Below are 12,268 nucleotides of genomic sequence, written 5' to 3' on the forward strand. Positions count from 1 at the left end.
CTAACCCTTGAGCAATCCGGCGTCGTGCAGCGCCTGAGCGGCCGCGACGACGGAATCGAACGGCAATCCGGATCGCTCGGCGACGTCGAGCAGGCTGTGCTCGCCGTCCGAGAGGTTGAGCACCCACAGCATCGCCATCTGGGCCTGTTTCGCGTCGCTCCGGCCGCCGAGCGAGTCGTACAACCCGCGTTTGCCGAGCTGCGGCTCGCCGTACGGGCTGAGGTTGACGTAGCTGCGGTCGCGGTCGAGAACGGCGTACGTGTCCCGCAGCGTCTGGAGGGTTTCCTCCATGGCCGCCGTGGACACGAAATCGAGGTTGTCGGCCGAGGTGTGGTACTCGGGGTAACCCGCGTACGGCGTCCTCGTCAACGATCCGACACCGAGGTTGAAGCCGGGGGAGCAGAACTGGCGCTCGTCGTAGCCGTACGGCGAGAAGTCCACGATCTTGTGCTTGCGCCCGGCGAGGACGTACGCGAGCACGCGGTCGATCTCGGCGTCACCCCGGCGGCTTCGCTTGTACGTCAGCGATCCCGGGTCGCCGGCGCAGGCCAGCACCAGCCCGGCCTTGATCCGGCCGACGCGTTCGGTGTTGCGCGCGAGCCAGGTGATGGCGCCGATCGTGCCCGGCATGAACAGGAACCGGTACGTGTAGTGGGGATTCTCCAGCGTCTGCGCGAAGGCCGCGGCGATCGCGATCCCGGCCACGTTGTCGTTCGCCAGCGACGGATGGCAGGTGTGGCAGGAGATGATCACCTCGTCGGCGACCTCGCCGGGCACGACGTGCTCGGCGTAGGTGAGGTGCCCATCGTCCAAAGTGGAATCGATACGCACCTCGTACTCGCCGTCCGGCATCGCGTCGAGGGTCTCCTGCGCCAGGCAGAACCCCCACGTCGGCGAGTAGTAGCTGGTCCGGTATGGCACCCAGGACGGCTGTTCGGGCAGCGTGTGCAGGTGTTCGCGCAGCTCGGCGAGCGGCATCTTCCGCGACACCGGGACGCTGTAGCCGACGACGTGCAGGTTCGACTCACCGAAGTCGACCACGCGACGGCCGGAGGCGTCCTTGATGTACGCGTCGCGGATGTTCCACTCCTGCGGCACCGTCCAGTCCAGTACCTGGGTGCCGGTGGGGACTTCGTGGATCTCCAGCGGGATGTGCTCGCCGACGATCTCCAGCGTGCGGCGGACGCCGTCGCCGGTGATGCTGCGGCACAGCGGATACAGGCGCTCGACCAGCTTGCGCAGGTCGGCGCCCGTCTCCAGTCGCCGGTGGTCGGTCATCAGCGACGCCGCAGGGTGTCGTCGAGTTCACCGGCGGCGGTGCGGTCCTGCAACCGGGCCAGCCGGGTGAACAGGCGCTGGAAGCCATGCTCGGTCAGGCCGTGGGTCTTGTAGGCCTCGATCAGTTCGAGCGCGCCGTCCTTGACCGACCAGTCGCAGTCGAAACCGGGGATCGCCGCGCGGAACCGGGAGAAGTCGACCCGGTAGGAGCGCGGGTCCGCGCCCGCCTCGCCGGTGATCCGCAGCGTCGAACCGGGAACGGCCTCGACGACCTCTTCGGCGATCTCGGCCACGGTGACGTTGTTGCGTTCGGTGCCGATGTTGAACGCCTTGCCGTGCACTGCCTCCCTCGGCGCCTCCAGCGCCGCGGTGAAGGCCCGCGCGATGTCCTTGGCGTGCACCAGCGGCCGCCACGGCGTGCCGTCGGAGAGCACCAGCACCTCGCCGGAGAGGTGCGCGTGCGCGGTCAGGTTGTTGAGCACGATGTCGCCGCGCAACCGGGGCGAGAAGCCGAAAGCGGTCGCGTTGCGCATGTACACCGGGCTGAAGTCGTCGTCGGCGAGTTCCTGGACGTCGTCCTCGACCCGCACCTTCGACTCGGCGTACGGCGTCACCGGGCGCAGCGGCGCGTCCTCGTCGACCAGGCCGTCGCCGCCCGAAGCGCCGTAGACCGAACACGTCGAGGCGTAGAGGTAGCGCTTGACCCCGGCGTCCTTCGCCAGCTTGGCGAGCTTCACCGAAGCGTGGTGGTTGATGTCGTAGGTCAGTTCCGGCGCCAGCGAACCGAGCGGGTCGTTGGACAGCGCGCCGAGGTGGATCACGGCGTCCATCCCGGACACGTGCTCGGCGGTGACGTCACGGAGGTCGACCTCGAAACCCTCGGGATCTTCGGGCGCGGGGCCCAGCACGCAGGTGTCGTAGAGACCGGAGTCGAGGCCGATCACCTCGTGGCCGGCGGCGGCCAGCACCGGGGCCATCACCGTGCCCAGGTAACCCTTGTGCCCGGTCAGCAGCACACGCATGGCTTTCAGCCTTTCGAGGAGAGATCGAGCGTCAGTTTTTTGAGGTCGAAGGCTTCCGCGTACTTCTGCCCGCATTCGATACCGCGGACGCGGGCGAGGCCGAGGAAGGCTTCCCGGTCGTACCAGGGGCGGTGCCGCTGCGAGGCGTAGTGCTCCTGCAGCAGGCGGACCTTCTCCTCGGCGCGCTCGGCGGGCAGCGGGACGTACGCGGACGGTTTGCCGAGGTCGCCGTCCCATTTGACGATCTCGTACTCCAGCTGGAGATGGGTGCGGAACACCGTCGGCACCAGCGTCGCCAGGCCGCGGTGGTCCTGGTGCGCGTCGGCCGTGCGCGGGGAGAGGACGAGGTCCGGATCCGTGCGGCGCCGCAGCTCCTCCAGCGCGTTCTTGGCCTCTTCCCAATGCGAGGGAAACCGGCCGTCGGGCAGTTTCAGCACGGTGACCTCGACGTCGGCACCCGGGCAGAAGGCCGCGAGCGCGGCACGCTCCTCGGCCTCCCGTTCGGTGCCGCCGCCGGACAGGACGAGCGCGTCGACCCGGACGCCTGGGTTGTCCGCGCAGATCGTCAGCAGTGTGCCGCCCGCGCCGATGGCGATGTCGTCACAATGCGCGCCGAGCGCGACGATCCGCTGGAGCCCGCCGGTACCGAGTGCGATCACGCGATGCCCACCGGAGCCGGTTCGTGTTCCCACAACGCCCACGGGCGGTCGCCGTGCGCGTAGGCGTCGTCGAGCTGGACCCGTTCCTTGACCGTGTCGGTCGGCTTCCAGAAGCCGCGGTACGGGTAGGCGAGCAGTTTCCCCTGCTTGGCGAGTTCGCCGCAGCCGTCGGCCACCAGATCGCCGCCCTCGGGGATGTGGTCGAAGACCTCCTGGCGCAGCACGAAGTACCCGCCGTTCTCCCACAGCGGCATCTCGCTGACCGGGGTCAGCGCGCCGATCCGGCCGTCCTCGCCCATTTCGACGCAGTGGAACGACGACTGCGGCGGCACCACCATCATCGAGGCACCGGCGTCGGAGTTCGAGAACCGCTCGATCATCTCCGGGAGCGGGGCGTCGGTGAGGACGTCGGCGTAGTTGGCGAGGAACATCTCGTCGCCTTCGAGATACGGGCGTACCCGGCGCAGCCGCTCGCCGATGGCCGATTCGAGGCCGGTCTGCACGAAGGAGATCGACCAGTCCGCGATGTCGGTGGACAGCAGTTCCGCCTTGCCGTTCCGCAGGACGAAGTCGTTGGAGGTGGTCTCCTGGTAGTTGAGGAAGAATTCCTTGATGTGGTGCGCGCCGTAACCGAGGCAGAGGATGAACTCGGTGTGGCCGAAATGCGCGTAATACCGCATCACGTGCCAGATCAGGGGTCTGGGGCCGACCATGGCCATCGGCTTGGGCACGTCGGACGCGTCACCGTTGCGCATCCGCATGCCGTAGCCGCCGCAGAAGAGGACTACCTTCACGACTTCACCTCGACGATTTCCAGGTGCGGGATGGGAAAGACCAGTTTTCCGCCCCAATCGTCCACAAAGGACAATTGGGCGGTCAGTTCCTTCCGGAGGTTCCACGGAAGGACGAGCACGTAGTCGGGCCGGTCCGCCTCGATGCGCTCCGGCGGGAGGATGGGGATCCGGGTGCCGGGGGTGAACCGGCCGTGCTTGTACGGATTGCGGTCGACGGTGTACCGCAGTACGTCCGGGCGGATGCCGCAGTGGTTCAGCAGCGTGTTGCCCTTGCCCGGGGCGCCGTAACCGACGACGGTCTTGCCTTCGAGCGCCGCGTCGGTGAGGAACTTGTTCAGCTCGAGCCGGACCTTGGTGACCCGCTCGGAGAATTCGGTGTAGCCGGACATTTCGTGCAGTCCGGCGGCCTTTTCGGCGTCGAGGACCTGCATCATCCGCTCGCTCGGCTCACCGGCGACGGCGTCCGGGCGCGCCCACAGCCGGATGGAACCGCCGTGGGTGGGGAGGAGTTCGACGTCCACAACGGACAATCCGCCCCGCGAGAGGGCCCGGCGCGCGGATTCCACCGTGTAGTACTGGAAGTGCTCGTGGTAGATCGTGTCGTACTGGTTCTCCTGGATCAGCGTCAGCAGGTGCTGGACCTCGATGCTGACCCAGCCGTCGTCGGCGACCAGGGCGCGAAGGCCCTCCGTGAAGCCGATGATGTCCGGAATGTGAGCGTAAACATTGTTCGCCACGACGAGGTCGGCGGGACCGTGCTCCGCGCGGACGTCACGTCCGGTTCCGGGGCTGAGGAAGGCGGTCTTCGTCGGCACCCCGGCGTCACGCGCGGCTTGGCCCACGTTCACCGAAGGTTCCACGCCGAGACACCGGATCTGCTGCGCCACAACGTGTTTGAGCAGGTATCCGTCGTTGCTGGCGACCTCGACGACGAAGGAGGACTCGTCGAGCCCGAGCCGCTCGACGGCGCCGTCGACGAACGTCTTGGCGTGTTCGACCCAGGAGGCGGAATACGACGAGAAGTAGGCGTATTCGGTGAAGGTCTCTTCCGGGGTGATCAACGGTGGGATCTGGGCGAGCCAGCATTCGGTGCAGACCCGCAGGTGCAGGGGGTAGGTCGGTTCCGGTTCCGCGAGCTGCTCGGCGGTCAGGAAACGCTCGCACGGCGGCGTCGCCCCGAGGTCGACGACGCTGGCGAGATGGGCCGAGCCGCAGAGTCGGCAGGTGGTCATCGAGAAGCTCCTTGGCTCGCGTCACGTATCCCAGACGTCGGCACCTTGGGTCGCCTCGTTACATGCCTTTCAAAGCTCTCGTGCTTCCGTCTCACAACCGAAACCTGCCGTCTCGGCCATCGGCGCAGGCGCCTCGGCCATCCGGGCGCGGGCAACCGAGCCGATCGCCTTTAGCGGGCTAACTGCGATCCGCGAGCCCCCCGCCCCGCCGCGTCGCGTTTAGCGGGCTAAACGCGACGCGGCGGGCGCGCAGCGTGGCGCCTCTCACACCGTCAAGAAACCACCAACGCGTAGTCCGCGTCGGTCGCCGAGGTCTCCGGATGCCCGTCGGCGTTGACCTGGGTCGCCACGACCTCCACCGTCCAGGTCCCCGCCGCCGGCTTTTCGAGGATGACGTTCTCCACCGTGTCGACGGTGTTCGGCGACCCGCCCGCGGTCGAGAAATTGCCCGCACGCAGGCCGTTGTTGCCGTAGTACACGGTCCCGTTCGGCGCGGTGACCTTCAGCGTCAGGTCGTTGACCCTGGTGACCGACGCGGTCGGCGAACCGGCCGGATCGGTGTAGGCCAGCGTCGCCTTGAACTGTTTCGTCCCGTTCACCGCGACCGTGTACTTCTTGCTCTGCCCGGTGTCCAGCAGATCCGTCTCGTTGACCAGCACCGGCAGCTTCCACCCGTTCGCCTTGGCCTGTTCGTGCAGGTAGCGCACGTTCGCGGTACCCCAGCCCTGATGCGTGCGGGTCATGTCGTGCGACGTGCCGCTGAACGCGAACTGGTCGGCCCCGTTGACCAGCAGCGCCTTCGCGGTCGCGGCGTGCGGTCGGCTCGCGAAGACGTCACGGGCCTTGCCGGGACCGCCGTCGAACACGCCGTCGGCCCACATCTGGAACAGCAGCCCGGCGTTTCCGCAGGTGATCGGGGTCGCGCCGCTCGTGCCGCCGAACGAGGTCGTGTACGAGGTGTCACTGGTGGACGACGTCGTGTCGATCCGGTCGTAGTAGTTCGACAGCTCCGGCTTGATCCGCCCGTCGGCGGCCGGGCCGATACTGGCGCCGCCGCTCCACTTGTCGTCGGTGCGGCCCAGCGTGTTGTAGTGGTACTGCCCGCCGACCGAGAGCACGTTCTTCGACCACGCCTGCGGCCGCGACTGCTGCGTCCCAGCGTTGCTCTGCGACTGGCAGATCAGCAGGTCGTGATCGAAGACGATCTTGTCGAGTTCGGCCGAAACCGAGGTGTACGCCGTCGTCAGCCCGCCGCCCCAGCTGTTGCTCTGGAACACCGCGCGGTACTTGCCGGCCGGGTCGACGAGTTCCTTCGTGTGGGCGTAGCGGTCCGGTGCGTTGTAGGTGGCGAAGATGCCCTGGCCCTCGGGCAGCAGGCCGCGCTGCGGCGCGCTCACGCCGGAGGCGAAGATCTCGCCGTAGGTCGAGGTGCCGTGGCTGGTGCTGGTCGAGTTCGAGCCGTGCAGCACCGTAGGCCGGGCCTTGAACTCCTGGTGGGTGACGCGCAGCCCGCCGTCCATCACCTCACCGCGCACGCCCTGGCCGCGGTAGCCCCCGACGCTTTCCAGGTAGTTCGCGCCCCCGCTCTCGCGGGCGTTGGCCATGTCGGTCTCGGGCGCGGTGATCGCGCCGACCGCGAGCACCTCGGCGCCCTCGGCCACGGCACCGACCTGACCGGCACCGAGCGTCGCGACGATGTGCTGCCCGCTCTGCGAGATCGCCTCGATGCCGCCGCCGAGCCGCAGGATCCGCTCGGCGACCGCGCGCTGGTCCCGCGCGTCGGATTCGACCAGCGTCACCAGATAACTCCCGGTGCCGCTCGCCGAGAATGCCGACGCCTCCACCTTGTCACCCGGCCGGTATTCACCGAGCCAGCGGACGAAATTCAATTTCGCGATCGATTCCCGGTTCTCCGGACGCAGGCGGACCACGTACGCGAAATCGGGAATGTAGGACCCGATTCGCACGCCGAGCGCGCGCAGCCGCCCCCGCTGCGCGTCGGTCAGCGCACCCCGGACCTGGAGCAGGTAGGCACCCCGCCACTCCTGGCTCGCGGCACCCCGCTGACTTGCGTTTAGCGGGCTAAACGCGCTCCGCTCGCCTAGTGGGTCGAAGGTTCCGCCGGCCAGGCGGATGAACTGCGGGTCGCCCTCGGCCGGGGTGGCGGCGGCCACCCCGCTGGTCAGGAGGAGCGCGCCGACCAAGGGCGCGAGTAAGCGGACAGACTTCGACCGTGGCATGAAATACCTCCGGGGATCTCTGCAGGGGAGAGTCTTTCGAAGGTACCGGCCGAAAGGCGCGGTGATCAGCCGCTGAACGGCCCAGCTGTATTTCGTGCCTGCGGGAAATGGAGCATAAACGGTTAAAAAGAATTCCGTCGCCGCTCTTGCTCAGCGCGCGGTGGGGAGTTCGTCGATCGTTCCGCTGAACCGGGTCAACCGGGCGCGTTCCTCGTCGTCGAGGCGCCGGGTGCTCCCCTCGGGCAGGGTGCACGCGATCCAGATCGTCCGGCAGCGCGCGTAGACGGCCCGCTCGTCCCGCAGCCTGCTGTTCACCACGACGTCGGAGGTCCCGATCCGGCCGACCACGGTCTCCACCTCGACGGGATGATCGCGGAACGTCAGCCGCCGCACGTAGCTGACGTTGTGCTTCGCGATCAGATAGGTCGGCCCCTTCGTCCGGAAAACGCGCTCACGCCGCGGGTCGAGCATCGCGACCTGGGCTTCCTGGAGGTAGTCCAGCAGCCGCACGCTCCCGACGTAGCCGAGGTGGTCCAGGTCGGTGACACGCAGGCGGTGGCGGTACAGGTGGATCTCGGGAGCGGGACGCGCACTGGTCGTCCCCAGCGGATGTGCGTGCACGAAGTGGATCTTGAACGATCGTGAGGCGATCCGGCCGCGCGGCGCCACGGACACCGGGCCGGGTTCACTCCATCAGGGCTTCGGCGAGCTCGCGGATCGCGGCCGTCTCGGCGGAGTGGATGTCCCGGAGCAGCGTCCCCATCGTGCCGAAGAGGGCGTCGACCTCGGCGTCGGTGAACGGCCTTTCGTCGTTGTAGTGCGCGCGCAGTTTCCACAGCTCCGCACCGGCCGCGGCGGCCGCGTCCTGCCCGGCGTCACCCTCACGGACCCCGGCCGACACCGCGCTGACCAGCCCGCGCACCCAGGCGAACTCCGCGTTGGCTGCCGGGAAGGCGGCCTCGGCCAGTTCGGCCCAGCGTTCGCCGATCCCGCGCCACGTCGAAGCCTGCTCGGCCAGTGCCGGGAGTTCGAGCAGGCCGGATGCCTCGGTGAGCGCGTCGGCGAACAGCCCGCGCAGATGCCCGCCCGTCATCCCGGCCGGCGTGACGCTTTCCCAGACGTTGAGCAGCGCCCCGACGAGCCCGTTCCGCTCGCCGAACGCGCGTGGCCAGCCTTTGGGATCGCGTTCGTCGGTCATCGCCGTCGCCCAGCGCTCCCACGCGGGCAGTGAGAACGATTTCGACGGCTCCGAGAGGTTCCGCGCGCAGTCCGTCAGCCCGGCACGCACGGCCGCCCGCCAATCGGAGACCTCGCCGGGCTGAAGCGTCGCGAGGAGGTTCTTGTACGAGCCGACCCGGCCGCGCGCGAGGTCGAAGGTCTTGCGGTCGACCGTCAGCGGGGCGAGATTCCGGTCGTCGACGAGCACCCGGCCGTCCTCTTCGCCGTACGCGACGACGAAATGCCCACCGCCGCCGGACGCCTCCGGCGGGAGCTGCCAGTAACCGAGCGACTCGCGGTCAGGGAGCACAATCACCGGTCGTCCCGCTTCGAGGTCGACGGTGAGCCGTTTCGCGGCGGCGCGTTTGCCGCCGGTGCTGTGGATGTCCGCCCGAAGGCCGAGGCGGTCCATTGTGGACTTCAGCCATTCCCGCGGATACTGCCAGCGCGCACGGAAGCCGAACACCACCGTCGACTGCGAATCCCGCGCGAAATCCCACAGGATGTAGCCCGCCCCGATCCCGCCGGAGACGGCGAAGATCAACGCCTCGCCGGGCGTCTTCCCGTCCGGCCCTTCGACGCCGTGGTGCGCCAGGACGGCGGTCACCGCCGACACGTCCGGCTGGAGTCCGCCCCGCAACTCGTACTCGCTCACCCCGCCATCATGCCCGCGAACGCCCGCGCGGGGTAATGCCTCAGAAATCCCTGATCAGGGAAACCCTGCCATGCAAGGGATCCGTCACGTACACGGCTTTGGAACGCTGGTCGATCGCGACCGCGCCCGGGTTCACGCCGAGCGACAGGTCACCGGTGAGCAGATTGGTCACGCCGTCGATCCGGGCGACGCCGTTGGCCCCTCCGTTGGCGTACACGGTGTTCGTTCCCTGGTGCATCGCGACCGCCGAGGATTCGGAGCGCAGCAGCACCGTCGCCTTCTCCTTGCGCGCGCCCACGTCCACAACGGACAGATGATGAATGGCCGAATTCGCGACGAACACAGTTCCGCTGCCGCGATGCACGGTGGCCCCAGTCGGTGATTTGCCGACCTTCACGCCGCCGGTGAACTTTTCCGCGCCGATGTCGAAGATCTCCAGGGAGTCCGTGGTCGGGCTGGTGCAGTGCGCGAGTTTGCGGCCGCCGTCCACCGCGATCGAGGACAGCCCGGACGTGGGCCCGGGGACCAGTTTCAGCAGGCGGCAGCCGACGCCGTCGATGATGGCGAGCATCCCGGTGACGTCGCTGACCGCGTAGATCCGGTTCGCCTGCTCGTCGATGTCGATACGGGACGCCCCTGGACCGGCGGGGACCACGCTGACGACGTCGTTGGTCAGCCCGTCGAGGACGAGGACGGTCCCGGCGGGCGGGTTGGTGACGAAGACCCGGTTGGTCACGGTGTCGACGGCCAGCCCGGCGGGTTCGCCGCCGACCGGGATCACCGCGCCGACGGTCCCGCTCCGGGAGTCGAGCACGACGATCGTGCCGGTGGAGGGGTCCGAGACGTAGGCGAACCCGGTGACGGAATTCACCGCGACCGCCTCCGGAGTGCCCCCGACCTCGATCACCAGGACTTTCTCGGCTCTGGCCGCCGGGGCGAGGGCGACCGCGGAAGCACCGGCCGCGGCCAGTGTGAGCAGGGCTCGGCGGCTCAGTTCGGGTCCTCGCACAGGCGCCTCCCCAAGATCGTTCCGGGGCTCGACGATAACCCGCGGTTCGTCCGGGCGAAGGAACTTCGCGTCCCCCGATCGCGTTGTTTCCGGTGAGTAACCACCACATCCGCATACTCGGAGCAGGAGAGGAGCAGGACGCCGTGCACAAGCATCAGAACGGGCTGAAGACCGTCGTCCTGCTCGGCGTGCTGTCCGCGCTCATCGTCGGGATCAGCGGTTTCTTCGGGCGGGGCGCCCTCGTCATCGGCCTGGTGGTGGCGCTCGCGGTCAACGCCTACGCCTATTTCAACTCGGACAAGCTCGCGCTGCGGGCCATGCGCGCCCGTGCGGTCTCCGAGGCCGAGCAGCCGGCGATGTACCGGATCGTGCGCGAGCTGGCGACCACGGCGCGGCAGCCGATGCCGCGGTTGTACATCAGCCCCACCCAGGCCCCGAACGCGTTCGCCACCGGACGCAGCCCCCGGCACGCGGCGGTGTGCTGCACCACCGGGATCCTCGACCTGCTCGATGAGCGCGAGCTGCGGGCGGTGCTCGGGCACGAACTGTCGCATGTCTACAACCGCGACATCCTCATCTCGTGCGTCGCGGGGGCGCTGGCGAGCGTGATCAGCGTGATCGCCAACATCGCGATGTTCGCGAGCGTCTTCGGCGGCGGAAACCGCGAGGACGGTGACAGCCCGCTGGTCGCGCTGCTGCTGGTGCTGATCGGGCCGATCGCGGCCGCCATCGTGAAACTCGGCGTGAGCCGGTCGCGGGAGTACCAGGCCGACGCGTCGGGCGCGGAACTCACCGGCGACCCGCTCGGCCTCGCGTCGGCGCTGCGGAAACTCGACCGGGGGACGCGCGCGGCGCCGCTGGTACCGGAGCCGAAGCTCGTGTCGCAGTCGCACCTCATGATCGCGAACCCGTTCCGGCCGGGCGAGGGCCTCTCGAAGCTCTTCTCGACCCACCCGCCCATGGCCGAGCGCATCCGCCGCCTCGAAGAGATGGCCCGCCGCCCCCTCTGACCCCCTCGCGCGTCGCCTTTCGCCCCCTAATCGCGCTCCGCGCGTCGCGATTAGGGGGCGAAACGCAAGTCGCGCGCCCTCTGCCCCTCGGGCCGCATTCAGAGGACGAAACGCGCTCCGTCTCGTGCGCGTCGCGATTAGGGGGCGAAACGCAAGTGGGTCGCGGTCGCCTGGGGGAGCGCGTTTAGCGGGCTAAACGCGACGCGGTGGCGAGGCGGGACGGGGCGGGGCGCAGGGGGAGGCAGTCAGCCGGTGGCGCCTTGGGTACGGGCGACGTTCATCAGGTACTCGCCGTACCCCGACTTCGCCAACTTCGCGCCCAGCGCGAAGCACTGATCCGCGTCGATGAAGCCCATCCGCAGCGCGACCTCCTCGAGACAGGCGATCCGGACACCCGTCCGGTGCTCGAGGACCTGCACGAACTGGCCCGCTTCCAGCAGCGAGTCGTGCGTCCCGGTGTCGAGCCACGCGAAGCCACGCCCGAGGTCGATCAGGGTGGCCCGGTCCTGCCGAAGATAGGTGAGGTTGACGTCGGTGATCTCCAGCTCGCCGCGCGGCGACGGCTTGAGGTCGCGCGCGATCTCCAGGACCTGGTTGTCGTAGAAGTACAGGCCGGTGATGGCCTTGTTCGACTTCGGCTTCGCGGGCTTCTCCTCGATGGACAGGAGCCTGCCGTCCGCGTCGATCTCGCCGACGCCGTAGCGCTGCGGATCCTTGACCGGGTAGCCGAACAGCACACAGCCGTCGAGCGCGGTCGCGGCGGCCTGCAGCCTGCTGGAGAACCCCTGGCCGTAGAAGATGTTGTCCCCGAGCACGAGCGCGACGTCGTCATCGCCGACGAAGTCCGCCCCGATGACGAACGCCTCGGCGAGCCCGTTGGGCGCGGCCTGTTCGGCGTAGCTGAAGCTGAGCCCGAACTGGCTGCCGTCGCCGAGCAGCCGCCGGAAATGCGGCAGGTCGACCGGGGTCGAGATGATCAGGATCTCGCGGATCCCGGCGAACATCAGCACCGAGATCGGGTAGTAGATCATCGGTTTGTCGTACACCGGGAGCAGCTGTTTCGAGATCGCCTGGGTGATGGGATGCAGGCGCGTCCCACTGCCCCCCGCCAGCACGATGCCCTTCATGCGATGCCCCCGCTTCGTAACCGA

At 68.6% G+C, this 12,268-nt stretch carries 11 protein-coding genes; 1 reads left to right on the forward strand and 10 read right to left on the reverse strand.

Annotated elements, in window-relative coordinates; genetic code table 11:
* The 9 genes from L324_RS25930 to L324_RS25970 form a co-directional block, all read right to left on the reverse strand.
* Positions 1-1,278, reverse strand: coding sequence for a DUF4910 domain-containing protein (locus tag L324_RS25930; RefSeq protein WP_037313977.1), 1,278 nt, complete (start codon positions 1,276-1,278; stop codon positions 1-3).
* A complete protein-coding gene (locus L324_RS25935) occupies positions 1,278-2,300 on the reverse strand; it encodes an NAD-dependent epimerase/dehydratase family protein (RefSeq protein WP_037313980.1) in 1,023 nt (340 codons plus the stop codon). Before L324_RS25935 ends, L324_RS25930 begins: the two co-directional genes overlap by 1 nt.
* A gap of 5 nt (positions 2,301-2,305) precedes the next feature.
* Positions 2,306-2,959 (reverse strand): PIG-L deacetylase family protein, encoded by a 654-nt coding sequence (locus L324_RS25940; protein ID WP_037313983.1) that lies wholly within the window; start codon positions 2,957-2,959, stop codon positions 2,306-2,308.
* Complete coding sequence (locus L324_RS25945; RefSeq protein WP_037313986.1) at positions 2,956-3,753, reverse strand: sugar phosphate nucleotidyltransferase; 798 nt, start codon at positions 3,751-3,753, stop codon at positions 2,956-2,958. The genes L324_RS25940 and L324_RS25945 overlap by 4 nt, the downstream gene beginning before the upstream one ends.
* Entirely contained in the window at positions 3,750-4,985 is a 1,236-nt protein-coding gene (locus L324_RS25950; RefSeq protein ID WP_037313989.1) for a class I SAM-dependent methyltransferase, read from the reverse strand. Before L324_RS25950 ends, L324_RS25945 begins: the two co-directional genes overlap by 4 nt.
* A gap of 272 nt (positions 4,986-5,257) precedes the next feature.
* Complete coding sequence (locus L324_RS25955) at positions 5,258-7,225, reverse strand: DUF8729 domain-containing protein (protein ID WP_037313994.1); 1,968 nt, start codon at positions 7,223-7,225, stop codon at positions 5,258-5,260.
* Between the two features lie 150 nt (positions 7,226-7,375).
* Positions 7,376-7,900, reverse strand: coding sequence for an acyl-CoA thioesterase (locus L324_RS25960; protein WP_037313998.1), 525 nt, complete (start codon positions 7,898-7,900; stop codon positions 7,376-7,378).
* A 10-nt stretch (positions 7,901-7,910) separates the two neighbouring features.
* Entirely contained in the window at positions 7,911-9,098 is a 1,188-nt protein-coding gene (locus L324_RS25965) for a BtrH N-terminal domain-containing protein (protein WP_037314001.1), read from the reverse strand.
* Positions 9,099-9,138: 40 nt separating this feature from the next.
* The gene (locus tag L324_RS25970; protein ID WP_037314004.1) at positions 9,139-10,107 is read right to left on the reverse strand and encodes a YncE family protein; all 969 of its coding nucleotides are present in this window, start codon (positions 10,105-10,107) and stop codon (positions 9,139-9,141) included.
* A gap of 143 nt (positions 10,108-10,250) precedes the next feature.
* Here L324_RS25970 and htpX point away from each other — a divergent pair, with 143 nt between their 5' ends.
* Positions 10,251-11,117 carry a zinc metalloprotease HtpX gene (htpX, locus tag L324_RS25975; protein ID WP_037314007.1) on the forward strand — a complete coding sequence of 289 codons (867 nt, stop codon included), beginning with the start codon at positions 10,251-10,253 and terminating at the stop codon, positions 11,115-11,117.
* Between the two features lie 245 nt (positions 11,118-11,362).
* Here htpX and rfbA read toward each other — a convergent pair whose 3' ends face one another.
* On the reverse strand, positions 11,363-12,244 hold the full coding sequence (gene rfbA / locus L324_RS25980; RefSeq protein ID WP_037314010.1) for a glucose-1-phosphate thymidylyltransferase RfbA: 882 nt from the start codon (positions 12,242-12,244) through the stop codon (positions 11,363-11,365).
* Positions 12,245-12,268 lie beyond the last annotated feature (24 nt).

This window comes from Amycolatopsis orientalis DSM 40040 = KCTC 9412 (assembly GCF_000478275.1).
In the GTDB taxonomy this organism is placed as follows: domain Bacteria; phylum Actinomycetota; class Actinomycetes; order Mycobacteriales; family Pseudonocardiaceae; genus Amycolatopsis; species Amycolatopsis orientalis.